Source organism: Dyadobacter sp. CY261 (assembly GCF_021440085.1).
Classification (GTDB): Bacteria; Bacteroidota; Bacteroidia; order Cytophagales; family Spirosomataceae; genus Dyadobacter.
In genome coordinates, this window is sequence record NZ_JAKCPW010000003.1 from 114367 (window position 1) to 139056 (window position 24690).

The 24690-nt window shown below is 48.2% G+C and carries 23 protein-coding genes and 1 pseudogene; 4 read left to right on the top strand and 20 right to left on the bottom strand.

The features are described 5' to 3' along the window. Nucleotides 1-8: 8 nt before the first annotated feature. Nucleotides 9-1361 carry a magnesium transporter gene (gene mgtE, locus LZD49_RS10395; protein ID WP_234667289.1) on the top strand — a complete coding sequence of 451 codons (1353 nt, stop codon included), beginning with the start codon at nucleotides 9-11 and terminating at the stop codon, nucleotides 1359-1361. Nucleotides 1362-1364: 3 nt separating this feature from the next. Here the strand turns inward: mgtE and LZD49_RS10400 are convergent, their stop codons facing one another. The 4 genes and pseudogenes from LZD49_RS10400 to LZD49_RS36050 all read right to left on the bottom strand — a co-directional run. Next, complete coding sequence (locus LZD49_RS10400; protein ID WP_234667290.1) at nucleotides 1365-2792, bottom strand: L-serine ammonia-lyase; 1428 nt, start codon at nucleotides 2790-2792, stop codon at nucleotides 1365-1367. A gap of 23 nt (nucleotides 2793-2815) precedes the next feature. Beyond that, the gene (locus tag LZD49_RS10405) at nucleotides 2816-2995 is read right to left on the bottom strand and encodes a hypothetical protein (RefSeq protein WP_234667291.1); all 180 of its coding nucleotides are present in this window, start codon (nucleotides 2993-2995) and stop codon (nucleotides 2816-2818) included. 19 nt (nucleotides 2996-3014) lie between these two features. Next, on the bottom strand, nucleotides 3015-3221 hold the full coding sequence (locus tag LZD49_RS36045) for a DUF6934 family protein (RefSeq protein ID WP_409021314.1): 207 nt from the start codon (nucleotides 3219-3221) through the stop codon (nucleotides 3015-3017). After that, nucleotides 3218-3400, bottom strand: a pseudogene (locus tag LZD49_RS36050) (DUF6934 family protein); the annotation flags it as partial. The pseudogene LZD49_RS36050 and the gene LZD49_RS36045, both read right to left, overlap by 4 nt. Before the next feature lie 122 nt (nucleotides 3401-3522). On the opposite strand from LZD49_RS36050, the gene dtd reads away from it, so the two are divergent. Then, the gene (dtd, locus tag LZD49_RS10410; protein ID WP_234667292.1) at nucleotides 3523-3975 is read left to right on the top strand and encodes a D-aminoacyl-tRNA deacylase; all 453 of its coding nucleotides are present in this window, start codon (nucleotides 3523-3525) and stop codon (nucleotides 3973-3975) included. 110 nt (nucleotides 3976-4085) lie between these two features. Beyond that, nucleotides 4086-4412, top strand: a complete 327-nt coding sequence (locus LZD49_RS10415) for a nucleotide pyrophosphohydrolase (protein ID WP_234667293.1) — start codon at nucleotides 4086-4088, stop codon at nucleotides 4410-4412. 69 nt (nucleotides 4413-4481) lie between these two features. Here the strand turns inward: LZD49_RS10415 and odhB are convergent, their stop codons facing one another. The 9 genes from odhB to LZD49_RS10460 form a co-directional block, all read right to left on the bottom strand. Then, nucleotides 4482-6074: a 2-oxoglutarate dehydrogenase complex dihydrolipoyllysine-residue succinyltransferase gene (gene odhB, locus LZD49_RS10420; protein ID WP_234667294.1), complete on the bottom strand. Its 1593-nt coding sequence runs from the start codon at nucleotides 6072-6074 to the stop codon at nucleotides 4482-4484. 48 nt (nucleotides 6075-6122) lie between these two features. Beyond that, a complete protein-coding gene (locus LZD49_RS10425) occupies nucleotides 6123-8885 on the bottom strand; it encodes a 2-oxoglutarate dehydrogenase E1 component (protein WP_234667295.1) in 2763 nt (920 codons plus the stop codon). 113 nt (nucleotides 8886-8998) lie between these two features. Next, entirely contained in the window at nucleotides 8999-9928 is a 930-nt protein-coding gene (locus tag LZD49_RS10430) for a PorP/SprF family type IX secretion system membrane protein (RefSeq protein WP_234667296.1), read from the bottom strand. Between the two features lie 100 nt (nucleotides 9929-10028). Then, the gene (locus tag LZD49_RS10435) at nucleotides 10029-13238 is read right to left on the bottom strand and encodes an outer membrane protein assembly factor (RefSeq protein ID WP_234667297.1); all 3210 of its coding nucleotides are present in this window, start codon (nucleotides 13236-13238) and stop codon (nucleotides 10029-10031) included. Nucleotides 13239-13254: 16 nt separating this feature from the next. Beyond that, on the bottom strand, nucleotides 13255-14325 hold the full coding sequence (locus LZD49_RS10440; RefSeq protein WP_234667298.1) for an FAD-binding oxidoreductase: 1071 nt from the start codon (nucleotides 14323-14325) through the stop codon (nucleotides 13255-13257). A 1-nt stretch (nucleotide 14326) separates the two neighbouring features. Next, nucleotides 14327-15037: a (d)CMP kinase gene (gene cmk, locus LZD49_RS10445; protein ID WP_234667299.1), complete on the bottom strand. Its 711-nt coding sequence runs from the start codon at nucleotides 15035-15037 to the stop codon at nucleotides 14327-14329. A 47-nt stretch (nucleotides 15038-15084) separates the two neighbouring features. Then, a complete protein-coding gene (locus tag LZD49_RS10450; protein ID WP_234667300.1) occupies nucleotides 15085-15600 on the bottom strand; it encodes a GNAT family N-acetyltransferase in 516 nt (171 codons plus the stop codon). A gap of 4 nt (nucleotides 15601-15604) precedes the next feature. Further along, complete coding sequence (locus LZD49_RS10455) at nucleotides 15605-16192, bottom strand: LUD domain-containing protein (protein WP_234667301.1); 588 nt, start codon at nucleotides 16190-16192, stop codon at nucleotides 15605-15607. Nucleotides 16193-16195: 3 nt separating this feature from the next. Next, nucleotides 16196-17572 (bottom strand): lactate utilization protein B, encoded by a 1377-nt coding sequence (locus LZD49_RS10460; RefSeq protein ID WP_234667302.1) that lies wholly within the window; start codon nucleotides 17570-17572, stop codon nucleotides 16196-16198. Nucleotides 17573-17813: 241 nt separating this feature from the next. Between LZD49_RS10460 and LZD49_RS10465 the strand changes: the two genes are divergently transcribed. Beyond that, nucleotides 17814-18209 (top strand): hypothetical protein, encoded by a 396-nt coding sequence (locus tag LZD49_RS10465; RefSeq protein WP_234667303.1) that lies wholly within the window; start codon nucleotides 17814-17816, stop codon nucleotides 18207-18209. Between the two features lie 57 nt (nucleotides 18210-18266). Here LZD49_RS10465 and LZD49_RS10470 read toward each other — a convergent pair whose 3' ends face one another. From LZD49_RS10470 to LZD49_RS10500, 7 genes are all read right to left on the bottom strand, one after another. Beyond that, nucleotides 18267-19061: a (Fe-S)-binding protein gene (locus LZD49_RS10470; protein WP_234667304.1), complete on the bottom strand. Its 795-nt coding sequence runs from the start codon at nucleotides 19059-19061 to the stop codon at nucleotides 18267-18269. Nucleotides 19062-19064: 3 nt separating this feature from the next. Next, on the bottom strand, nucleotides 19065-19847 hold the full coding sequence (locus LZD49_RS10475; protein ID WP_234667305.1) for an endonuclease/exonuclease/phosphatase family protein: 783 nt from the start codon (nucleotides 19845-19847) through the stop codon (nucleotides 19065-19067). 37 nt (nucleotides 19848-19884) lie between these two features. Further along, complete coding sequence (locus LZD49_RS10480) at nucleotides 19885-20214, bottom strand: L-rhamnose mutarotase (protein WP_234667306.1); 330 nt, start codon at nucleotides 20212-20214, stop codon at nucleotides 19885-19887. An 8-nt stretch (nucleotides 20215-20222) separates the two neighbouring features. Then, nucleotides 20223-21053, bottom strand: coding sequence for an amidohydrolase (locus LZD49_RS10485; protein ID WP_234667307.1), 831 nt, complete (start codon nucleotides 21051-21053; stop codon nucleotides 20223-20225). 3 nt (nucleotides 21054-21056) lie between these two features. Further along, complete coding sequence (locus LZD49_RS10490) at nucleotides 21057-21920, bottom strand: fumarylacetoacetate hydrolase family protein (RefSeq protein WP_234667308.1); 864 nt, start codon at nucleotides 21918-21920, stop codon at nucleotides 21057-21059. Between the two features lie 53 nt (nucleotides 21921-21973). Then, nucleotides 21974-22747 carry an SDR family NAD(P)-dependent oxidoreductase gene (locus LZD49_RS10495; RefSeq protein WP_234667309.1) on the bottom strand — a complete coding sequence of 258 codons (774 nt, stop codon included), beginning with the start codon at nucleotides 22745-22747 and terminating at the stop codon, nucleotides 21974-21976. 187 nt (nucleotides 22748-22934) lie between these two features. After that, nucleotides 22935-24590, bottom strand: coding sequence for a UxaA family hydrolase (locus LZD49_RS10500; RefSeq protein ID WP_234667310.1), 1656 nt, complete (start codon nucleotides 24588-24590; stop codon nucleotides 22935-22937). Nucleotides 24591-24690: the final 100 nt, after the last annotated feature.

The window sequence follows — 24690 nt, forward strand, 5'->3', positions numbered from 1 at the left end:
TCTTTACAATGACTTTCGAGTTAACCCAGCTATACGTAGACCATATTCAGGAATTAATTGAAAAAGAGGACTCCGCGGCTATCCGGTCGGAGATGGAGAACCTTTTTGCGGCCGATATTACCAGCCTTCTTTATGAGCTGGAAACTGAAAGTGCTAAATTCCTGGTCAATCAACTGAACGTCGAAACCGGTGCGGCCATTCTGGCCGATATGGAGCCCAGTGAGCGCAGGGAGTTTTTGAAAGCATTTACATCCGAGGAAATTTCGAAATTCGTTAACCTTTTTGATTCCGACGACGCGGTGGATTTGCTCAACGAGCAGCCCATTCGCGTACGAGAGGAAGTGATCGCATTGCTGGAAGACCGCGAGCAAGCTCGCTTCATCCTCGATCTGCTGCATTACGACGAAGACGTGGCGGGCGGTTTGATGCAGAAAGAGCTGGTTAAGGCAAATGTAAACTGGAATGTAAACCAGTGCATCGAAGAGCTGCGTCAGCAAGCCGAGGATGTAGGGAAAGTATACGCGGTGTATGTTGTCGATGATTTTGGCAAATTACTGGGCCTGCTATCGTTGAAAAAAATCGTTCTGGCACACAAAAACACCCGGATCGAAAGTCTTTACGATAAGGATGTCATTTTTGTAGAAACCTACCGCCCTGCCGAAGAAGTCGCCGAACTGATGCGCCGCTATGACCTCGATGCATTGCCGGTTGTAAATGTGCAGGGCAAGCTGCTCGGACGCATCACCATTGATGACGTCGTGGACGTAATTACTGATCAGGCCAGTTCCGATACCTTGGCCATGGCGGGGATTACCGGGGATGTGGAGGAAGACGACAGCATCTGGCAGCAAACCCGGGCGCGCCTGCCTTGGTTGCTGGTAGGGATGATGGGAGGGATCCTTGCCGCGAAATTTATCAGCTTTTTTGAGGGTGACCTTAAAATCATCCCCGCAATGGCCGCATTCATTCCTATTATCGGTTCTACGGGAGGAAATGTGGGTATTCAAACCTCGTCGATTATCCTGCAAGGTTTGGCCGACAAGACTGGTATCGACACTACTTTGGGTCAAAGGCTGATCAGAATGTTTGCCGTTGCATTCATCAACGGACTCATTATCAGCGGCATTGTATTCGGGTTTAATATGCTGATCGGAAATGAGCTGCAACTTGCGCTGGTAGTTTCTATCGCACTGATGTCGGTGGTGTTCCTGGCCTCGTTTATGGGCACATTAACACCGATAGTATTAGAAAAGATAGGTATTAATCCCGCTGTGGCCTCAGGCCCCTTCATCACCACTGCTAATGACCTGATCGGTTACGGCGTTTATTTCGGCCTTGCGCATTTGCTTTTGCATCTGTAACAATCAACATTCGCTCAGACTGATCGGGATGTTAACGGCAAGCCCGCCCTCGGAAGTTTCCTTGTACCGGTTGTTCATGTCCAATGCAGTTTGCCACATTGTTTTGACTACATTATCGAGCGAAACTTTGGCATTGTCAGGGTTACTCTGCAAAGCGAGTTGAGAAGCAGTAATAGCTTTGATCGCCCCCATTGTGTTACGTTCTATGCAGGGGATTTGTACCAAACCCGCTACCGGGTCGCAAGTCAGTCCGAGGTGATGCTCCATCGCGATCTCAGCAGCCATCAGGCATTGCTCCACGCTTCCGCCCGAAACTTGCGCCAAGCCAGCCGCCGCCATGGCCGACGACACCCCGATTTCCGCCTGACAACCGCCCATCGCGGCCGAAATTGTCGCACCTTTTTTAAATATACTTCCTATCTCGCCCGCAGTGAGCAGGAATCTGATGATATCCTCTTCCGTCCCACCGCAGAAGACCACATGAAACTGCAATACTGCTGGGATAACACCTGCTGCACCATTGGTAGGCGCAGTAACTACACGGCTATAAGAAGCGTTCTGCTCATTTACAGCCAATGCAAAGCAACTGACCCAGTCGAGGGTGTAATTAAATCCTGAGCCGCTTGTACGGATCAGTTCGACCCATTCGTCACAGCCTGCACAGGTATGTCCTTTTAGAAGTCTTTGATTCAATGCGGCCGCCCTTCTCTGCACATTCAGCCCACCGGGCAGCACACCTTTGTTCTGGCAACCCAGGAAAATACTGTCCTGCATCACACGCCAGATATTCAGCAAATCTTTCCTGATCGCCTCGTCATTTTTCCAAATCCGTTCATTATCCATCACAATCTCCCAGATGTCCTTTCCGGTAACGCGGTGCCATTCGAGCAAATCCGACGCATGGTCGATAGGGCAAGGAATATCGCTCGATAATGCGCCTGCTGCCTCCTCCCGACCTTCCTGTATCACAAAACCACCGCCGATCGAGTAGTAAGTTTCTTCCAGCACTTCACCACCCAAACAAACCGCTGTAAATGTCAGGCCATTCGGATGGAAAGGAAGCGATTCCGTTTTATGAAAAACCACATCCGTTTTAGGATTGAATCTGATTTGCATTTCGCCATGCAGGTGGATCGTCTCACTTGCTGCAATATCGGCCAAAATGCGGTCCATAGAGCTTGTCTCGATCGTGACAGGGTCGTAACCGCTCAAACCAAGAATTACTGCGATATCAGTGCCGTGCCCTCTACCCGTTTTTGCCAGGGAACCGTAAAGTTTTACTGTCACATTGTTCACGCTGCCCAGCAATCCTCGTTCCTTCACAACACCCAAAAACTGCTGTGCAGCCCGCCACGGGCCAAGCGTATGTGAACTGGACGGGCCAATGCCGATCTTAAAAATGTCAAAAACTGAAATGCGTTCTGTTGTCATGAAATGGTGGTACCTGAAAAGCACTACTTGCTAATCTGCCGATCGCGCAGCTCGGGTGGTAGTGGCACGTTTTTAAGCATTTCTCTCGCTTTCGCCGTTTTCTTGGGAAACATATCAATGCCCTCGTATTTGTCCAGTTCCGGATCATAAGTACCCTCGCTTGTCCTGGACGTTCCCATTTCAGTCAATATGCGTTTTACCATGTCTGTGATTTCATAGTTTTTATGACAATTTTGATATAAGAAATGCCGTGTAATTTACATCTTTTTTGAAAGGACACCATTCTCCACACCAATATCCCCACACTTTATACTTGTTGCTGATCTTATCGTAGTTGTTACTAATGATGATTCTATACAATCTTGTCCTGGAAATTGTACTACCAGTGAGAAATACAGAAACGCCAGGGTTCGGCGATAAAAACTTCAACGTAATTTAATTACGGTAGAAAGCACCATTCCCATGTTCCCATTGTCGGTTACAACTAAATCATCGATTTCGTCATCATTCCCGTTCCAATCACCGAAAGCCAGATTAAACAGATCGCCTTGTATCAATTGAAATTTGACCATTTTTGCGACTTTCCCAAGTTTCCCCTCGCTTACAAATAAGTAAACATTACCGGGAAAGGAGTATTTAAAACCTACGGCATTTCACAAGTAATTCAGGCTATCTTAGCAGATTACCACGTACTTTTGTCCCCTTTCAAGAATCAATACACATTACCAACATGATTGCAGTAATACAGCGCGTCAGCAGCGCTTCGGTGACCATTGAAGGACAAGTAAAAGGAGAAATCAAAGCGGGATTTATGGTGCTGCTGGGCATTACACATCTGGACACACAAGAAGACATTGAGTGGCTAGGCAAAAAGATCGTCGGCCTCAGAGTGTTCAACGATGAAGAAGGCAAAATGAACCTGGACCTCAAAACCGTCAACGGCGATATTTTGCTCATCAGCCAGTTCACATTACATGCAAGCACAAAGAAAGGCAACCGTCCCTCATTTATCGAAGCCGCGAAACCAGATGTTGCGATACCGCTTTACGAAAAGATGATTAGCTTCCTGAGTATCGAGCTGGGAAATCCCATTCAGACCGGCGAATTCGGCGCAGATATGAAAGTCGCGCTACTCAATGATGGCCCCGTAACAATTGTAATTGATTCCAAAAACAGGGTTTAATAAAAGATACGCCTCCCACCTAGGCAATACATCCACTTACTCCCATTGCACACCGAATCTCCATTCATCCCATCACCCATTCGCTCATTCATCATTCACTCATTCAACATATGTCTATCCAGGAAGCACAAGACCAGGTCGATCAATGGATCAAAACTTATGGCGTAAGGTACTTTTCCGAGCTGACCAATATGACCATTCTCACTGAGGAGGTAGGCGAACTGGCCCGCATTATGGCGCGTACCTACGGCGATCAATCATTCAAAAAGTCGGATCTGGGAAAAGACCTCGGTGATGAAATGGCCGATGTGCTATGGGTATTGATATGCCTTGCCAATCAGACCGGTATCAACCTTACCGAAGCCTTTGAGAAGAATCTGGCCAAGAAGACGGAACGCGACAAGGACCGTCACAAACAGAACACAAAGCTGCAATAAACCACATACAAACAGAACAGGCCCGAATTTCCGGGCCTGTTCTGTTATTTATTTTCCGAGATGATAATCTTAAATATCCAGTAGCAAACGGGTCGGATCTTCGAGCAACTGCTTCACCCGAACCAGGAAGCTTACCGAATCCTTTCCGTCGATCGTACGGTGATCGTACGATAATGCTACGTACATAATCGGACGAACGACGATCTGGCCATCAATTACTACCGCGCGCTCAACGATATTGTGCATACCGAGAATCGCCGATTGCGGCGCGTTAATGATTGGTGTCGAAAGCATTGATCCAAAGATACCACCATTAGTAATCGTGAATGTACCACCCGACATTTCGTCCAGACCAAGCTTACCGTCACGCGCACGAACTGCCAGACGAATAATCTCCTTCTCGACTCCCGCAAATGAGAGGTTTTCGGCATTGCGGATTACCGGCACCACCAGTCCGCGAGGGGTTGATACTGCCACCGAAATGTCGGCGAAGTCGTTGTAAACCAATTCCTCTCCATCGATATAGGCATTGACAACCGGGAAGTCTTTCAACGCAACCGTTACGGCCTTCACAAAGAAGGACATGAAACCAAGTCCCACTTCGTGTTTTTCTTTGAATTTATCCTTGAATTTCGCGCGCAGATCCATGATCGGCTTCATGTCCACTTCGTTGAAAGTGGTAAGCATTGCCGTTTCATTCTTCACCGCAACCAAACGGCGAGCGATGGTTTTGCGCAGCGACGTCATTTTCTCACGACGCGAACCGCGTGCGCCAGCAGGTGCAGCCGCAGGAGCTGATGCTGAGGCAGGTTTGGCAGCTGGTGCCGCAGCCGATTGCGCCGGAGTGGAGGCTTTTTCCGCCTTCAATGCATCGTCTTTCATGATTTTGCCTCCCGAGCCGGAACCGTTCACATCTTTTGGATCGATTCCTTTTTCAGCCAGGATTTTCGCAGCAACTGGTGATGCATGCTTCTCGCTGTAAGCTTTATCAGTCGACGCCGCAGGAGCGCCAGCTTCCGGAGTAGCGGGAGCAGCAGCCGGAGCACTGTCAGTTTGTGCAATAGTGCAAATCACCGCACCTATCGACAAAGTCTCACCTTCTTTTCCAACAATTTTCAAAATACCCGCAGCTTCGGCCGGCAGTTCGAAAGTAGCTTTGTCTGACTCCAATTCGCAGAGAATCTCATCCACAGCCACATAATCTCCGTCCTTTTTGCTCCACGAAGCGATTGTTACCTCGCTGATAGACTCTCCTACCGCCGGAACTTTCATTTCGTAAACCTGACCAGTTACCGCAGCGGACACTGGGGCTGATGCCACAGCCGGGGCTTCTGTTTTCGCAGGCTCAGCCGGAGCTGCCTGAGGTGCAGGAGCAGGTGCAGCCGCTTCCGCTTTTGGAGCTGTTTCTTTGGGAGCAGCGCCATTGGCAGCTTCTATGGTAGCGATCAGGTCACCGATATTAAGGGTATCACCTTCCTGCGCTTTAATATGCAATATACCTTCTGCTTCCGCCGTCAGTTCAAATGTCGCTTTGTCAGAATCCAGCCCGCAGATCACCTCGTCCATCTTCACGAAATCGCCATCATTTTTGAACCAGTTTCCTATCGTAACCTCGGTGATTGACTCGCCAACGGGCGGTACTTTTATCTCAATTTCAGCCATATTATGTGCAATCTTGTTATCGAATTAAGTCAAAAATTATAGGAATAATCACTCAAAAGCCCTGTTAATGATTTCTGCCTGTTCCTTCGCATGAATTTTCGCGAAGCCTGTCGAAGGCGAAGCACTTGGCTGCCGTGCGATCACTTGAAGCGGTTTTACGCCTTTATACATGCGTAGCATAAACGTCCATCCACCCATATTGAAAGGTTCTTCCTGCACCCAGTACACACTTGCATTTTCGTACTGGCTCAGGTGCGCATCAATCTGCGATTGCGGGAACGGATGCATTTGTTCCAGACGGATAATTGCCACGTCGTCGCGTTTATCGGCCTGTTGTTTTTCATACAATTCATAGTACAGTTTGCCGGTACACAACAACACTTTTTTCACCTTCTTAGGGTCCGCATAAGTATCGCCGATTGTTTCCTGAAACGACCCGTTTACGAGGTTATCCAACGGAGAAACGCAAAGCGGGTGACGCAGCATCGATTTTGGCGACATGACGATCAATGGCTTTCTGAATGGAAACTTCAACTGGCGACGCAGCAAGTGGAAGAAGTTGGCCGGAGTGGTTACGTTCGCAACAATAATGTTATAATTAGCCGAAAGCTGTAAATAGCGTTCCGGACGGGCATTCGAATGTTCTGGCCCCTGGCCTTCGTAGCCGTGTGGCAACAACATTACCAGTCCTGTCCAACGGTCCCATTTCGTTTCACTGGAAGTGACAAACTGGTCGATCGTGACCTGCGCACCGTTGGCAAAGTCACCAAACTGTGCTTCCCAGATCACCAAAGCATTCGGGTTAGCCATTGAGTAACCGAATTCGAAACCTAACACCCCGTACTCCGAAAGCAATGAGTTGTAGATCATGAATGGCCCCTGGCCTTCCTGAATATGCTGCAAGCTATTGTAAGGTGCGTTCGTTTCTACATCGCGCAAAACTGCGTGACGATGCGAAAAAGTACCGCGCTGTACGTCCTGGCCGCTCAAACGAACGATGTTACCTTCTGCAAGGATCGAACCGTAAGCCAGCAATTCGGCTGTAGCCCAGTTTACTTCTTTTTTATCGAAGATCATCTGCTCACGGTCTTTGAGCAGCTTGTCGATCTGTTTCAGTCTATTAAAATTCTCAGGAGTCTTGATCAGCGCGTTACCAATTTTTTCAAGAGCCTCCAATGGTACACCGGTTTCAGGCGATTTCTCAAAATCCTCCGGTTTTGATTTACGCAAGCTGTGCCATTCCTGTTCGAGCTTCGGCAATGTGTAAGGCAATGCTTTCTGCTTGACCATATCAAGGCGTTCTTGCAGTAATTGCTTGAACTCCTTGTCCATGCTAGCCGCAAGTTGCGCATCCACATCGCCACGTTCTGCCAGCGTTTTCTGGTAGATCTCGCGCGGGTTCTGGTGGTTATCGATCGATTTGTAAAGGACCGGCTGGGTAAATTTCGGTTCGTCCGCCTCATTGTGTCCATGACGGCGGTAGCAAACCATATCAATAAAAATGTCTTTGTTGAACTTCTGACGGTATTCCACCGCAAGGCGCATACAAAATACTACTGCCTCCGGATCGTCGCCATTCACGTGCAACACAGGCGCGTCCACGATTTTGGCAATATCCGTACAGTAAATGGCCGAACGCGCATCAATGAAGTCGGTCGTGAAACCTACCTGATTGTTGATCACAAAATGGATGGTTCCTCCGGTATAGTAGCCATTCAAGGCCGACATTTGGGTTACTTCATAAACGATACCCTGACCAGCCACTGCGGCGTCACCGTGGATCAGCACAGGCAGCACGCGGTCGTAGTCGCTGTCGTACATCCCATCGGCGCGAGCGCGTACGTAACCTTCTACTACCGGGTTCACCGCTTCGAGGTGCGAAGGGTTCGGGGCAAGTTTCAAGTGCACCTTGTTGCCGTCTTTGGTAGTGATCTGGCTAGCAAAACCCATGTGGTATTTCACATCACCATCACCCCAAACCTGATCTGGCAGGTTACCTTCGAACTCATTGAAAATTTGTCCGTAGGTTTTCTGCATGACATTTGCGAGCACGTTCAGACGACCGCGGTGCGCCATACCGATCATCACTTCCACTACACCCATTTCGGCGGCTTTGTTTATCATCGCATCTAGCGCAGGGATAGTCGTTTCACCACCTTCGAGCGAGAAGCGCTTCTGACCGAGGTACTTCGTATGCAGGAAGTTTTCAAAAACAACCGCCTCGTTCAGTTTGGAAAGAATGTGCTTTTTCTCATCGATCGAGAACGACATGGTCAATGCCTCTTTCTCGATTTTCTTGCGCAGCCAGCTTTTCTGATCGCGGTCACGGATGTAGAGATATTCGAAACCAATATTGCTTGCATAGATCTTTTGCAATGCATCCACGATCTCACGCAAGGTGGCCGGACGTTCAAAGACCTCAACACCAGCTTCAAAAACGGTATCGAGGTCTTCGGGTCCCAGATTAAAATCAGCAATGTCCAATTGCGGGCGACGGTCTTTCCTTTTCTGGATCGGGTTGGTTGTCGCCAAAAGATGGCCCCTCGACCTGTAACCACGGATCAAATGCACCACTTCCATTTCCTTGCGGACACGGGCCGGGTCCGTTTTACTGGCAACTGAGGCTTCCTTACCATTCACTGCGCCATTAACATGGCCATTTCCGGTAATGGGATATTTTTGGAAAAAATCATAACCTTCAAAAAACTTCTGCCAGCCTTCATCCACGGAAGCTGCATCTTGCTTATAAGAATTGTACAATTCTTCAATATAAGCGGCGTCGGAATTTGCTATATAAGTGTATTTATCCATCACAAAAGTGAGTATTTCATTTATGGCACAAAGGTACGAGACTTATGTAAAGATTACGAATAAAAATATCCTTTTAACTCAACCAAAAACACGATTTGGAATGGTTCTTGACATCAAAATTTCTGGAACCCTTTCGGATTGGGAACAAATTTGAGCATGAGCTCGTGAATCCCTTTGGGACCTGAGTATTGGGCATAAATCTGCTCAGCCTGCCTTGTGCTGTAAAAATAACCGAGCCTGACATTCCTTCCCACCTGAGCCTCAGCAGTTAACTGCAAGTAACTTACTTTCGCAGAAGCGGTATTATACCCGCCGCCCACACGGTAAGACGCTCCTAGCCCTACTCTTTCTCTAAACCAAAACCGGGAACCAATATCAAACCTGAGATCGTGGTCTTTTTCTTGTATAAACAAAACGTGCGGCAACATCATTACATCCTCACTCAAATCGTGGCTTCCGCCTGCCATAATGTACAACGGCCGACGGTACAGCGTACCTAAGGCCTGATCACCAAATTTTTGTGAAAGCAGTTCGGGTTTTGAGACACCCACATACCATTGTTCGGACCGCAGCCAGGCACCTAGTCCAAAGCTGCCCAGTGCGCGGTTGTTGCTGATCAGCGTTCCGTCGGAAACTGGTAAAACATTGATGCCACCCTGCGCACCCAAACCCAATTTCCAGGTATCTGAAAGCCCGAGATGGAATGCAAATGACCCGACAAAACCAGTGGTAGTGAAATAGCTCGTCTGGTCATTCAACGCCTGGAAACCGATGCCTACTTTGCCATTTGCAACCGTACCGTCGGCTGCGAAGGTCTGGCTTGTAGGTGAATTCTGGATATTGAACCACTTTCGACGGAAGATAGCCGTCATATTGAAGTCCTCGCGCACGCCGGTGAAGCCCGGGTTGATAGACATCGGATTTTGCACATATTGCTCGTAGAGCACCTCGCGCTGCGCCCACGCAATGTCCTGCGAGCCGAGTAGAAATGCACCGGCAACGATTATCCTGGTTATAAAGTAACGTGTGCTCTTCAAAAACATAGGCACCGGATTTGGGTTATTGAAAACAAAAATGGCAGGAGAGTCAATCTCTTGCCATCTTTATAACTCTTGAATAATGCTTTTTTACTGCCTGATCCGATCAAAAATCGTAACCAAGTGTTACGTAAGGAATTGGCTTGTTGGTATAACCGTTATCGACACCCCAGGCATAATCAAATTTGGCGTAAAACCCGAACAGGGTCGTTCTTACCCCCGCGCCATAGCCCATCAGGTAAGGGTTTTTATAATTCGTAACAGTTGCCCGAAATGTCTCACTCTGATCGACGATGATCTGCGTGTTCAGGCTGTTGTTTTCACTGAATGGTCCTTTGCCGGTCCACGCGGTACCAATGTCACCGAATCCAACAATCTGGAAGTTTCGCAGGAAGCTGGAAGTGATGGCACCACGGTAAAGGTATTTTACAAGCGGAATTCTCAGTTCGGCATTCAGCAACATATAACTTGTCCCTGACAACCTGTTCAATTTGAAACCGCGAAGGTTAGTGGCGAAGTCGGCGAAGAAAATATCGCGGTTGTCACGCTGGAAATTGAGCGGATTATCACCGGTTCGGTTTTCTTTGCGGTTACCCAACCAGTTTTCCATACCGCCAAGGATGTTTTGCTTCGGCGCTTTTCCACCCGAATGGCTCGCAGACGCCCGCACCGCCAAGATCAGGTCCCTGTGGATTTTCTGGTAATGCCGTAAATCAAGGCTTATGCGATTGAAGCTTTCATTGCCATTGCTTAGTCCCTGATATGCATCGTAACGCAATTTGAAGCGCGTCCCTTCCATCATATTCATACCATTCACACGGGTATTGTCGAATACGAATTCACTTCGCAGCCCGCCGTAATTGGACGACGCATCCGGATTAGGCAGCAGTACGTCGATCATTCTGGTAGATGTAAACATTGGCGACACCGAGAAGCGGCTCGTTGTCGAGAACGGATACGAGGCCGTGAACATCAACTGATTAAACCGGTATTTCTGGATCAGCCCTTCCGTATCGTTGTACAACGTCTTGCGATCTACACGAAGACCAAAATCGACGCGATATGTATTGTTGTTATACTCGGCAAACAGATCGCTGTTGCGGAAGTTCGAAGAAATAAATAGCCCCGCTTTAATCACATGGTTTTCAAGCAGGTCGTTCATCGAGATGGATTGGGCATAACCAAATCCCCGGATCGGGTCAATACGCCAGTCGGAGGCTGCATCGTTGGTAATAAACAGACCTTTGTAGTTATAAGGCCCTTTGATCGCAATATTTTCGCGAACGGCCTTTGTACGGGAAGCTATGCCCGGAGTCGTTGGAAAGCTCCCACGGTTTCTTCTCGATTCAAACGATTTCAGAACATCCTCGTCGAACTCATAATTGTCCGTATCAACCTCGCCGTCTTTCAGGGCAAGCTTGTTAGTCTGTTGAGACTGTGCGGCCTTGCCTGCCGAATCTGATTTTACGGCGCTGCTTACGGGACTAGCATTGCCCGCGCTTGCCACATTCAGCGCCGGCGGATTTACGGTCGCATTCAGGTCGAAGCTGTTTTTGTAGGCGGCGGTGTAATAGCCGTCATTCAAATAAGTATACGCCAGAGCACCGCCAGCCGATTTCAGATTTACATCTGCGTTCCGGATGTTCTGGATATAATTAGTTAGCTGTGAATTGGTTCGCGAAGCTCTGTTGAATTTGTAAAGGTTGTTGACACCCTTGCCATTCGATAGGTAGATGACGTCACTTTCATCGGCATAAACTGGCGTAACTTTGGTTTTGCCATCTGTCTCAACCAGTTTTACGATGTTTTCAGACCGCGGCGCACCATCGTGCTCGTACAGCGTATAAGAAGGCGAAATAGACTTAAAACTCCCTTTATCTCCCCTGCCAAGCGAATCAACCGGTCTGTTAGAAGAAAAGACCACACGGCGCGACGAGCCCTGGATAAAGCGCGGCGAAAGATCATCGTAAAGGTCGTTGGTCAATGGCAATGCCGATGCCCTGGCCACGCTGATCAGGAAGAGGTCATTTTGCCCAGCCTTATCAGCACTCACAGCCAGCATGGTGCCGTCGTGCGACACGTCCATATCCACGATCTGGTCCAGTCCGCGTATATTCCGCTTGGTTTTGATTTTGATTTTCTTTGTACCGACGTTTTCGTACATGTACAAATTCTTCTTGTCATTCTCGGAAGCCAGGACCGTCAGCACGTTGTTCCGTGACCAACCCAGCAACGGTGGCTGAGTTTTCATACGACCTCCAATGATATCTAACTTACCTTGCCGGATCACCTTTTTCGACCCAGTCTCGCTATCAAAAAGATACACGCGAAAACGGCCATTCTTAATCTCGCTCACAGCAGTAAACTTCTTATCTGGCGAAATTTTGATTACTGCGCTCGCATCCGTCACATTGAACTCGTTTAACTTATATTTCCATGTGGGATTGGGATCTGAATAGAATTGCTCCGCGTTTTTGGCCTGGTTCAGATAATAAGCCCGCCAGTCGCGCAGGAAGCGGTTATAGGATTGTACGCCAAGCGTGCTGGTAATGCTGGTTTGCTCGGTGCGGATAATGCGGGTCAGGTTGAGAATATCCGAAATCTTATCCTTTCCGTACCGTTCCGCAATGTAGTTCCAGATTGAATGGCCGATCAGCGTGGCGTCATCACCTGTCATGAGTGTGGGCTTGCGTACATTGCGGTTTTTGAAAAAGTCACGCATGTAGTCGTTCAACTCGGGCGACCAGCCTTCGGCAATATAAGCTGCCGTTCCGGTCATGAACCATTCGGGCAGTGTCAGCAGCAAAGAGCTTTGCAAAGCCTCCTTCATGTTGCCGCCATAAAGCATATCATACACAAAAAGAAGACTTATATCCCGCACAAGTTTCTTCCTAAACCCAATCTGGTCGCCTGTATATGCCACCTCCACGCGAGACTGCGAGAGGTTAAGTTTCTGGTCACTGAGATTATCCAGCACCGAAAGGCCCATGTTGCTCTGTTCCAGCTCGGCCGGTGAGTTGTAGAGGAATATTTTTACACGATTGTATGGCGTCCAGCCGAGAACGTCAGTAATTTTATCAAACTCGCTTTCAGCATATTGCGCCGTGAGCTTTGCGAGTGAAGTACCGCCCTGATAGTGATAGATTTCGAAGTTGGTGGTCCTGAATATTTTCCAGTTGAATTTCTTGTACTGGACCCGGTTCTTTCCAAAAGTCTCCTGCGAAGGATAGCGCTGTGCTATTGACTCTGTAAATAATCCTAAAATCCCTAAAAGACCAATCGAAAAGGTTAATGTGTAAATATATCTTTTGCTCATATTGCTTAGGCTGACGTCAACGGAAATATAACGAAAAATACCTTTTTATATTCACTAGCGGGTTCAATTCTTTCCCGTCAATCAGGTGGTTACAGAGCTCTTTTGCAAAAAAGGGCGCCAACGTAACTCCCTTGGTGCCTAACCCGTTGAAAATAGACACATTAGGAAATTCGGGATGGACGCCAACCAGCGGTCGGCGGTCACGTACCGATGGCCGGATACCTGCAAAAGCGTCTTTTAAAGTATATGGAACGTTTATCAAGCCATCTAATTTAGACTTCAACTCCCCCGTAGCGCCCTCAGTAACCTTCCAGTCCAACGGGTCCCAGGAGTAAGTTGCGCCCACCTTCATCCTATTTTCAGCCACAGGTAATGCGAATATTCCCTGGTTAATGATATACGGTTTTACTGTGATGTCCGCAGCAATTTCCAGGATTTGTCCTTTTACAGGAGTGAACGGAAGCCAGTTGAACCAATCGTTTTCCAAAGCAAAAAAACCCTGACAGAAAACGGCCATTCCAAATTGCTGGCCATGCCACTCGATACGCTCTTCCGTCCTTACGAGATCGGCTGGTGCAAAGGTTGCTTCCTGGTATAGATTCTGATTCCGAAAATAGGCCCGGCTAGCATCCAGTAACACGGGCAAGTCGATCCAACCCGATTGCACTACCTCCAGGCCCCCAAAATCCGCATTTACATAAGGAAGGTCGTTTCTTGGGTCAGGTGTGTTGGCAATGTAGGGAAGGATAGCGGGGTCGGCCGTTTGGGCTAAGTAAGTATTTTGCTCCGCAATTGACCGGAATGGTCGGTAAATGGGCGCTAAATGCACTATTTTTCGGTCCAATTTTTCTTCCAGGCTCCCGTAGAAAGATTTGGCATAAGGAAAAAGATCGTCAGCCAGCCATGTTTTGACCAGCTTTTTACCCGTCAACGGATTGAAAATGCCGGCTGCTACCCGCGAAGAAGAAGGCATCGACGAGTCGCCGATGATCAGAAAGCTTTTCCCAAGCTCATGCAGGTGCCAGGCAAGCGCAGTTCCCCCAATGCCCTGCCCGATGATCAAATAATCGTAGTCAAATTGCTGCATATTAGGCTTTGTCGGCAGCGCGGCGTCTGAGTGACAACCCGATTTGCTGGTCGGCCAGACGCACCACCAGTTCCACCTGCTCGTCGAGGGTCATAAACGAGTTATCGATATAAACAGCATCTTCAGCTTGCATAAGCGGACTTTCGGCGCGATGTGTATCGATATGGTCGCGCATTTTCAGATTTTCAAGAATTGCTTCCAGACCGACCGTTTCGCCCTTTTCCAATAATTCACGTTGGCGGCGCTGTGCGCGGATCAATAGATCAGCAGTCATGAAGATTTTAAGTTCGGCCTGGGGAAATACAACCGTTCCAATGTCACGGCCATCCATCACAATGCTCTTTGTTTTGCCCATCCGCTGCTGTTGCGCCACCAATGCATGACGCACCTCCGCGATGGCACTCACGTCGCTTACCTTTTCCGAAACATACATCTTCCGGATCTCGTCTTCGACGTTCAACCCATTCAAATAAGTATCGTTACGTCCCAGCTCGGGATGACGGCGGAAAGAGATCTGCACTTTGGACAATGCATTTTCTACCTCCTTCGGATTCGTAAGACTGATATGGTTTTGGATAAAGTACAGTGTAACAGCCCTGTACATCGCACCGGTGTCGATATAAGGGTAATTCAATTGCTTGGCAACCAGTTTCGCAGTCGTCGATTTCCCACAACTCGAATAACCGTCGATCGCAACGATAATCTTGGGCATACTTGAAGGACGTAATTTTACAAAGCGTAAAAATACATTTTTAAACCTCATTCCCCGGCCAGCTTCACAAACAAATGTTCGTCCAGCACCTGGCCATTTTTAATAATGGCCTTGCGGTGAATAGCTTCCAGCTTGTAACCGGCTTTTTCCAGTACGCGCATCGAGGCGTGATTGGTTTCGAAGACGCCGGCAAAGAGCCGGGTAATGCTGGTATTTGTAAAGATCCATTCGGTCATTTGCATGACCGCGGCAGTAGTAATGTTCAGCCCCCAGTAAGGCTCGCCGAGCCAGTAGCCGATCTCCGCGTTGTTGCGATGAATGTCCTCCTGCCGGAGCACTCCTATTCCGCCCACAAATTCATCATTATAATAGATTGCACGGTGAAAACTCTCGCTATTGTGCCGACCATTGCAGAAATCGATCCAGTAATGGGCGTCCGAAAGTGTGTAAGGCGAAGGGAAATTGTCCCTTACCTTCGCTGTGACATTATTGTTATTGGCTAAATATGCCAGCCTTTCGGCGATATTTCTTTGGAAAGGCCTTAATGTTACCTGTGGATGCATATAACTACTCGTCTTCGAGCAGGAAGATCACCATACTACGCGCCCCGTGCGCGCCGATGACCAGCGATTGCTCAATATCCGCAGTTTTCGACGGACCTGCAATAAAACAACCCCAGCCCAACGTGTCCTGCAATCGAACATAAGCCTCATGCATATTGTCTACGAGCGCATTACGCGGGATCACAAATGCGAGATTTTGGGTAATAAATGGCAATACGCGATGCGGCAAATATTGGTCCGAAATCCAGACCGCCCCATTTTCTGCCACGCCAAACTCAGCCTGCACAATGGCGATCTCGACGGTTTCCAACTCATGGGGATCGGATACATTAAGGCTAAAATCCGCCCAGGCGCTTAATGCAGGTATTGTAGTAGCGCGGTTAACGATGCCCTTGTAAAGCTCTCCCGCCTTTTGTGCGAGCTCTTTCAGATTTTTTACGACGATTACTTCGGTGTAAATGGCTGAAAGCATTTCCCGGAATTTGTCTTCCGTATTTTCAAAATCGCTGGCAAATGTCGTTACCGTTGGCAATGGCAGTGCCTCGGGTTTATTTTGCCTGATTTGACCTAATATTTTATCTCGTGAGCTCATCTTCTAATTTTTGCGGTTACGGACATACCAGTCACGGAAACTTTCCTTCGGCGGCTCAGGCATATCGCGTTGTTTGTACCAGGGATTCAGGCTATTATTTACCATAAATGGCATTGCGCGCATCACAGTCCGCCCCAGCCTGCCCGACCACTGGTAAAACCGCGGCGCTCCCAGCACCGTCGACATAGCACGGATTCCGATTTCCTTACTTTTAGGAACATGTCCTTCTTTTGCCAGCACTTGCCGCCATTTATATAGCTGGTCATGAATGTCGATTTTGACAGGACAAACATTCGAACAGCTTCCGCATAGTGTGCTTGCAAATGGCAAATCCGCATTTTTGGTCATATCCAGGTTCGGCGCCAGAATAGAACCGATCGGGCCAGCGACTGCATTATGGTAACTGTGCCCACCGCTTCTTCGGTATACCGGACAGGTGTTCATACATGCCCCACACCGAATGCATTTCAGTGAATTTCTGAAATCCTTCCTCCCCAGCTGCGTGCTGCGTCCATTATCGACGATCACAATATGCATTTCCTGCCCTTCGCGTGGCTTTTTGAAATGGCTACTGTAAGTGGTGATCGGCTGGCCGGTGGCGCTTCTTGCGAGCAGGCGCAGAAATACGCCGAGGTGCTCCTGCTTAGGGATGATTTTTTCAAAACCCATGCAGGCTATGTGGATGTCGGCCAAATGCGCGCCCATATCGGCATTGCCTTCATTGGTCGAGACTACAAAACCGCCTGTTTCAGCAATGGCGAAGTTGACACCGGTCAATGCGGCGCGGCGCGTCAGGAACTTATCCCGCAAATGCTGGCGCGCGGCTTCGGTGAGATATTGTGGGTCTGTGGCGCCTGCATCCGTGCCCAGGTGTTGGTGGAAAAGGTCACCGATATCCTTCTTTTTCAAATGGATCGCGGGCAGCACGATATGGCTCGGCGGCTCGTTGCGGAGCTGCACAATGCGTTCGCCAAGGTCGGTATCAATCACTTCGATGCCGTTTTTGGTCAGGAACTCATTCATATGGCATTCCTCGGTAAGCATCGACTTGCTTTTAACCATCTTCTCGATCTTGTGCCGCTTCAAAAGTCCAAGTACAATCTCGTTGTGCTCGGCGGCATTAGAAGCCCAGTGCACCTGTACGCCATTTTCCTTTGCTTTTTGCTCGAAGGAAATCAGCAGTTCGTCGAGGTGCGAGAGCACATAATTCTTGATACCCGAAGCAGCCTCGCGGAGCTGCTCCCATTCCGGTAGTTGTTTCGATGATTTATCGCGTTTCTGGCGCACAAACCACAGGGTCTCGTCATGCCAGTTTACATAAGGTTCGTCTCTGTTAAACACCTCGGAAGCCTCCGCGTGCTCGATTACTGTTTTTGACATAGCTGCCTTAACAATTAGATAATGGTATTTAAAAAAGAATAAGATTTGTACTTTTCACATTCATTGCATTATTCAAAGTTTGCAGTTTGTTTAATAAACAACTTTTTGAAAATCATAAAAATGCTATTTTATTGTACTGCAATATCTTATACTTTTGAATCAACAAAGTTTTTCGATCGGGGCATCGGAGTCTGAATTAAGTTCAGTTTAACTTTTTTTAGACAATTAAATATTAACTCCTATGAAAACCAAAAACACTCTTATCATCGCAGCCTTGACTGGCTTACTACTTTCAGGTTCGGCATTGACGTCAAATGCTCAGGACAACATCGCTACCGCAGACAAAACTGAAAACGCTTCTACCAAGCTGACTGTTCTGCAGGTTAAACCATTGCAATTCCGAGTTTCTTATAATAATCCAATTTCAAAGAATGTAGTTGTGCGTATTCTGGACAACGAGAAAAATATCCTTTTCTCAGAAAACAGACGCGTTGACAATAACTATCTGAAATACTTCGATTTATCAACCCTGATGGACGGAACCTACACTTTCGAGATCATGGACGGTAAAGAGAAGGCAGCACAATCGTTTGATATTTTGACTACAACCAGCCGCGTTGTTTCTTCAATTAACTAACAACGGGCGCTTCTCAGATTCTCGCACGTCTTCCGTAAACTTTGTATAGGCCGGGGCTCACTGTATGGGTTCCGGTTCTTGTTTTTTGAGACTTCCGTCCCACGTTCCCGCGTTGAGAATTTCGGCGATGTGCTTCACCTGCACATTCGAATGCCCGCGTTTCAAAATGCCGCCCAAATGCATTAAACAGCTCATATCCGAGCCGGTAATGTACTCCGCATTGTGGCGTACATGATCGGCAACACGGTCCTTACCCATTTTCACGGACACCGCTTCTTCGCTCACACAGAACGTTCCTCCGAAACCGCAGCATTCGTCCGTCCGGTCGAGATCGATCAGCTCGATGCCCTTTACCTGTTTCAATAGGAAAACCGGCTTCGAATAAGGCGCCGCATTCAGCTCCGACATCTGGGACAAATGCAACCCGCGCTGTCCGTGGCAACCCTGGTGCAGCCCCACGCGGTGTGGAAATTCCGCTTCGATGGTGTCTATTTTCAGTACATCCGTCAGAAATTCCACCAGTTCATATACTTTATTCCTGAGCACTTTCGACTCGTCAGCTTTGTTATCCGCCTTCAGATGGTCCTTAATGTGCAGGACGCAGCTTCCCGAAGGCGAAACGATGTAATCGCAGCCCTCGAAAAGATCATAAAACAGGTTATCGCAGGGACGTGCCAAATGTTCGAACCCGGAGTTGGCCATCGGCTGGCCACAACATGTCTGGTTCAAAGGAAATGTGACGGTACAGCCCAGTTTTTCGAGCAATTCGAGAGTTGCAATCCCTACCTGCGGATAAAACTGATCAACATAGCAGGGAATAAATAATCCGATCTTCCAATTTGAGTAACTCATTTTCTACCAAAATTCAATGGTGGCCTGAATGGGATAGTGATCAGAAACGTCCGGATAATTCCTGATAACCTTGTAGTTTTTAATGCGGACCTTGTTGTTGAGCAAGGCAAAAATGTAATCGAGCCGGTCGCCCGGTAAACCCTCGTTCCAGGTCTGCATTTGCGACCCATGGGCAGCGTCCTGCCACTTTTTACGGAACGAAAAGTACGGCTGTTCGTTCGGTCTCGCACCCATATCCATTCCCAGAAGCACGGGCTGAACACTGTTGACGAGCATTTGATTGATATATGCTGCCTGCAAGGCACGATCCATTACCGAAGCATATTCGAGCCGTGAGTTGCAAAACCGGAAGGTGACTGAGCGCGACAGTTTAATTAATCCGCACAGTAATACTTTCGGGTCCGACCCTGGCGTCCGGGGGAGGTTTATCACCTGCGTTTTCTCAAACGGCCAACTCGAAAGTATCCCCACGCCCTGCGTTCCATTTTCAGCAGTATCGGCGACCGCGTAAGAATAATACATACCCGTTTGTGCCGCGATCTGCCTCAGCTGGAACTGCACCTTACCCTTGTCTATCAGGCTGTCGACCGCCTGTAATGCGACAAGATCCGGGTCATTTTCCTTGATTATCCTTAAAATCTCCCTAAGATTCGACTCGTCCTGGTTATTCAGCCCATGCCGGATATTGAAACTCATCAACTTCACTTCCACAGCCTGACGAGGCTGCGACGAAAGCAATGCAAATGATAAAAGGATAATGGATAATGCGAAAAATAGTCTACTCAACCTGCTCGAATCCTAATTCACAATACAACCTTTATTCTTAGAGGGCAAATATCTGTTCCATCAATACCCACTTCTCACCGGGTTTCGCGGTGGGCAATGCTTGTTGATACTTCCACATGAGCTGCTCCCATTCCTGCACTTTGGGATTGGAGGCATCCATCTGGGATTTTATTTCAAAACTAAAATCATCTTCCGTTTCCATGATCATAAACAGGCGGTTGCCGACACGGTAAATGTCCATCACCGTAATGCCGGCATCGGTAATGCTCTTGTGAATTTCGGGCTGGATCTTTTTGTGATAACCCTCGTATTCCGCAATCATCTGTGGATCGTCAACCAGGTCCACCGCAAGACAATATCTTTTCATACCAGTAATTAAAAGTCGAGGTTATAAAATCTCCTCGCGTTATTTCCCATTACGTCCCTTACCTCGTCATCGGAGAACATGCTGAGATAGTCGGTTAAAATTCCTTTCGCGCCTTCATACTCGCCTGCAACCAGACACACAGGCCAGTCGGAACCGTACATGATCCTTTCCGTGCCGAATGCTTCGAAAACTACGTCGAGGTAAGGCCTGAAATCCGATTTTTCCCAATGCATCCAGTTGGCTTCAGTAACCATACCGGAGACTTTGCAATGCACGTTAGGCAATTCGGCCAGCCGGCGGATATCATCAGCCCATGGCTGTATTTCCTGCGCTTTGATCAATGGCTTTGCAATGTGGTCCAAAACGAAATGCACATTCGGCAGCTTCACCGCGAAGTTGAATGCCTCTTGCAACTGATTCTGGTAAATGAGAATATCGTAGGTAAAGTCAAATGCGACAAGCTGCCCTACTCCTTTGATAAAATCGGGTTGCAACAAAAAACCTTCCGGCTGTCCCTGCGCCACGTGACGGAACCCTTTCAATTTCTCGAATTGAGAATATCTTTCAAGCTGGTCGTATAGATTATCAGCCCGCAGATCGACCCACCCTACCACACCTTTTACAAAATCATTGGCCTCTGCGAGATGCAGCAGGAATTCTGTTTCAGAATCCGTCTGCGAAGCTTGTACTGCCACACATCCATCGACCTTATTGGCTTTCAGGACAGGCCACAGATCTTCCGGTAAAAAATTCCGCCGGATAACCTGCATATCGGGCGTGATCCATGAATCGCGTTCCTCGTCAAAAATCCAGAAATGCTGATGGCTGTCTATTGTCATATATTAAACCGCTTTCCAGGCAATCGCTTCCTGCTTTTGCGTACCAAGTTTTTCAATACCTAATTCAACCACGTCGCCCGCTTTGAGGTAAACCTGTGGCTTCATTCCCAATCCGACTCCGGCTGGTGTGCCCGTTGTAATCACATCGCCCGGAAGCAGTGTCATAAACTGGCTCAGGTAACTTACCAGGAAAGGAATTTGGAAAATCATGTCCGATGTATTGCTGTCCTGGATTTTATTACCATTCAGGATCAGCCAAAGATCAAGATTGTTGGCGTTGCCTACTTCGTCAGACGTTACGAAGTAGGGTCCCAGCGGAGCAAAGGTGTCGTTACTCTTACCCTTCACCCACTGCCCGCCGCGCTCCATTTGGAACGCGCGTTCTGAGTAGTCGTTGTGAACGGCGTAACCTGCTACGTAGTCTAATGCATTCGCCTCGTCAACGTAGCTTGCTTTTTTACCGATGATCACGGCCAGCTCCACTTCCCAGTCGGTTTTCTCCGAATTTCTTGGAATTACTACCTGATCAAAAGGACCACACAATGCGGAAGTTGATTTGAAGAAAACGATCGGCTCCTTTGGCAGCTCGGTTGCTCCCGATTCGTATGCATGCTTGGCATAGTTCATCCCGATGCATACGATCTTGGAAGGACGTGCTACGCAGGAACCGTAACGAAATCCTTCCTCCACTTTCGGCGCGGAAGCTGCGTTGGTTTCCAGCCAGCTTTGCAAACGGGCTATGCCGTCGGTTGCAAAGAATTTCTCGTTATAATCTTCACCAAATGCCGAAACATCCAGTTTTGAGCCGTCGGCCAATTCTACGCCGGGTTTCTCATTTTCAAATGCACCAAATCGAAAAAGTTTCATAGTATAATTCAGCTTCCGGCTAGCCGCCATCGGCCAATGGTTATAGGGTTGTATTAATTGTTCAACTTCTCAAATCCACCGTCGATCAGATAATCGCAGCCGGTAATGAAACCTGCCTCGTCCGAACACAAGTACAATGCTAGTGCACCTATTTCCTCTGGCTTGGCCATGCGGCCGATTGGCTGGGTTTTCGACAATTTTTCAAACATTTCCTCCTCCTTGCCCGGGTAGTTTTTTGAAATAAAACCATCCACAAAAGGTGTGTGCACACGTGCCGGCGAAATGCTGTTGCAACGGATGCCTTCGGCCAGATAATCGCGGGCCACAGACAGTGTCATCGAATAAACCGCGCCTTTTGCAGTAGAATAAGCAAACCTGTCGGGGATTCCTACTGTTGCCGCGATGGATGCCATGTTCAGTATCACCCCTCCGCCATTGGCTTTCAAATGCGGAATAGTGGCTGCCAGACAATTGTAAACGCCTTTTACATTGATGTTAATCACCCTGTCAAAATCGATCTCCGCCGTCGTGTCCGCCTTTCCAATATGCGCAATGCCGGCGTTATTGACGAGGATATTGATCTTGTGATTCGTCGCAATAGCATTGACGACATTGACGACATCTGCCTGTTTAGAGATGTCAAGTGCGTGTGCCTCAGCTTGTCCACCTTCCGCAGTGATTTCGCTCACCACCTGGTTGGCCAGATCAATATTGAGTTCGAGAATGTGCACATAAGCCCCCTGTTTTGCGAAGGTTTTAGAGATCGCCAATCCGATCCCGCTCGCTCCACCGGTTACCAGTGCTGTTTTTCCTGCTAAATCAAACATATTGTGCTCCTTTAATAATAGCTTTTCTTTATAATAGCTCAAATTCAGGCCTTCAAAATTTTATCTATTCCAAATAGCTCTTCTTTTGCTCTGGATCCCGGGGTTAAAACCCCGGGCAATGGATTTTAGATTTTACAAACCCAATCTAGTCCCGTCGGTTTTAACCGACGGATAGCCAATTAATCCATTATAGAGAAACACCCCTTTTCCATGGGATAAAATCATCCTGGCCTAACTGCTGCGCCTTCGTCAATTCACCGCTGGCTACTTTAATAACATAATCCAGCAATGCCTCTGCATTTTGTTCGATGGTTTGTGTACCGTCTACAACGGGGCCGCAGTCGAAATCGATAACGTCGGGCATGCGCTGTGCGAGCGCAGAGTTGGTCGCAACTTTTGCTACCGGGCAGATCGGGTTACCTGTCGGCGTTCCCAGGCCAGTGGTGAAAAGGATAATATTGGCACCCGCGGCAGTTTGGCCAGTAGTCGCTTCCACGTCGTTACCGGGAGTACATACGAGATGCAAACCGGACTCCGTGGCACGTTCGGTGTAATTCAAAACATCGGACACGTAAGCATTGCCACCTTTCTTGGCAGCTCCGGCAGATTTAATTGCATCGGTGATCAAGCCGTCCTTGATATTACCCGGCGAAGGGTTAAATGCAAATGCGGAACCGACGGCTTCGGCTTTGCCTGCGTAATCGCGCATTAGTTTTTCAAATTTCGCGGCCTTCTCTTCTGTTACGCAGCGATTAAGCAACTCCTGCTCTACCCCATTCAGTTCTGGGAATTCGGCGAGGAGTGTTTGACCGCCCAATCCTACCATCAGATCCGACAAATGTCCCAGCACCGGATTCGCGGAAATACCAGAGAATCCATCCGAACCGCCACATTTTAACCCGACAGACAGCTTGGACAGTGGCGCATCGGAACGCTCGAACTCATTGATTTTCGTCAAACCCATAAATGTCTCCTTGATCGCACCGGACATGAGTGAATACTCCGTCCCTTTCTGGTGTTCGAATGCAAAGAAAGGTTTGTTGAAATGCGGATCACGTTTGCGAATTTCGTCTTCCAGCGTTTTAAGCTCCGAGTTCTGACACCCAAGGCTCAACACCGTAATACCAGCCACATTCGGATGAACCGCATAAGCAGCAAACAATGAGCATAATGTATTGGCATCCAAACGGGTACCGCCGCATCCGCCTTCATGTGTCAGGAACTTCACGCCATCCACATTCCGGAATGGGCGTTCCGGTTTCTTTTTCGCCTGTACCGGTGCATCTACAAAAGTTTCCAGATGCTTGATCGTACGCATATCGCCCTGTTGGTACAAATGCAGGAACTCGCGTACCTGGTCGCGGTAAATATCGGTTTGCGCATAACCGAGCTCGCGCTCGAATGCGTCTTTCATGATCAGCACGTTGCGGTTCTCGCAAAAAACGAGGGGCACCACGAGCCAGTAATTATAAGTCCCAACACGACCGTCTGCGCGATGATAACCTTTGAAGGTACGATTTTGCCACTGACTTACGTCCGGCTGTGTATAGGAATATGGCTTCCGATTGGCAGTGCTGTAATCGTGCGCATCGTGTTTCAGATTGAATGTCGTGATCGGCTCGCCTTTTTTGATCGGCTGCGTAGCCCGGCCTACGAGCACACCGTACATGATAATGGCGCCGCCGGTATCGATGTCCTCCGTAACGAACTTGTGCTTGGCAGAAACGCCGTATTGAAGATTGTAGAGATTCCCCTCATACGCTGCCTCCGCGCCTGCGGGCTGGTCGCGCAATGCCACGATGACATTGTCCGAAGGATGAACTTTCAAAAATTGGGACGCCATATTTATTTTCAGGTGAATGGTATTGCGCGATATTCCTTTGGTTTTCAACAATGCCAAATAGAATATATCAGCAAAACAACAGAATTATTTGAATACAATG

What these genes read in the sequence shown, in the direction of transcription:
- LZD49_RS10500 (WP_234667310.1), bottom strand. Translation starts at nt 24,590, where the DNA reads ATGGCGTCCCAATTTTTGAAAGTTCATCCTTCGGACAATGTCATCGTG.
- LZD49_RS10405 (WP_234667291.1), bottom strand. Translation starts at nt 2,995, where the DNA reads ATGGTAAAACGCATATTGACTGAAATGGGAACGTCCAGGACAAGCGAG.
- mgtE (WP_234667289.1), top strand. Translation starts at nt 9, where the DNA reads ATGACTTTCGAGTTAACCCAGCTATACGTAGACCATATTCAGGAATTA.
- LZD49_RS10490 (WP_234667308.1), bottom strand. Translation starts at nt 21,920, where the DNA reads ATGAAACTTTTTCGATTTGGTGCATTTGAAAATGAGAAACCCGGCGTA.
- LZD49_RS10435 (WP_234667297.1), bottom strand. Translation starts at nt 13,238, where the DNA reads ATGAGCAAAAGATATATTTACACATTAACCTTTTCGATTGGTCTTTTA.
- LZD49_RS10440 (WP_234667298.1), bottom strand. Translation starts at nt 14,325, where the DNA reads ATGCAGCAATTTGACTACGATTATTTGATCATCGGGCAGGGCATTGGG.
- LZD49_RS10430 (WP_234667296.1), bottom strand. Translation starts at nt 9,928, where the DNA reads ATGTTTTTGAAGAGCACACGTTACTTTATAACCAGGATAATCGTTGCC.
- cmk (WP_234667299.1), bottom strand. Translation starts at nt 15,037, where the DNA reads ATGCCCAAGATTATCGTTGCGATCGACGGTTATTCGAGTTGTGGGAAA.
- LZD49_RS10470 (WP_234667304.1), bottom strand. Translation starts at nt 19,061, where the DNA reads ATGAGTTACTCAAATTGGAAGATCGGATTATTTATTCCCTGCTATGTT.
- LZD49_RS10415 (WP_234667293.1), top strand. Translation starts at nt 4,086, where the DNA reads ATGTCTATCCAGGAAGCACAAGACCAGGTCGATCAATGGATCAAAACT.
- LZD49_RS10450 (WP_234667300.1), bottom strand. Translation starts at nt 15,600, where the DNA reads ATGCATCCACAGGTAACATTAAGGCCTTTCCAAAGAAATATCGCCGAA.
- LZD49_RS10480 (WP_234667306.1), bottom strand. Translation starts at nt 20,214, where the DNA reads ATGAAAAGATATTGTCTTGCGGTGGACCTGGTTGACGATCCACAGATG.
- LZD49_RS10485 (WP_234667307.1), bottom strand. Translation starts at nt 21,053, where the DNA reads ATGACAATAGACAGCCATCAGCATTTCTGGATTTTTGACGAGGAACGC.
- LZD49_RS10425 (WP_234667295.1), bottom strand. Translation starts at nt 8,885, where the DNA reads ATGGATAAATACACTTATATAGCAAATTCCGACGCCGCTTATATTGAA.
- LZD49_RS10400 (WP_234667290.1), bottom strand. Translation starts at nt 2,792, where the DNA reads ATGACAACAGAACGCATTTCAGTTTTTGACATTTTTAAGATCGGCATT.
- LZD49_RS10465 (WP_234667303.1), top strand. Translation starts at nt 17,814, where the DNA reads ATGAAAACCAAAAACACTCTTATCATCGCAGCCTTGACTGGCTTACTA.
- LZD49_RS10455 (WP_234667301.1), bottom strand. Translation starts at nt 16,192, where the DNA reads ATGAGCTCACGAGATAAAATATTAGGTCAAATCAGGCAAAATAAACCC.
- odhB (WP_234667294.1), bottom strand. Translation starts at nt 6,074, where the DNA reads ATGGCTGAAATTGAGATAAAAGTACCGCCCGTTGGCGAGTCAATCACC.
- LZD49_RS10495 (WP_234667309.1), bottom strand. Translation starts at nt 22,747, where the DNA reads ATGTTTGATTTAGCAGGAAAAACAGCACTGGTAACCGGTGGAGCGAGC.
- dtd (WP_234667292.1), top strand. Translation starts at nt 3,523, where the DNA reads ATGATTGCAGTAATACAGCGCGTCAGCAGCGCTTCGGTGACCATTGAA.
- LZD49_RS10460 (WP_234667302.1), bottom strand. Translation starts at nt 17,572, where the DNA reads ATGTCAAAAACAGTAATCGAGCACGCGGAGGCTTCCGAGGTGTTTAAC.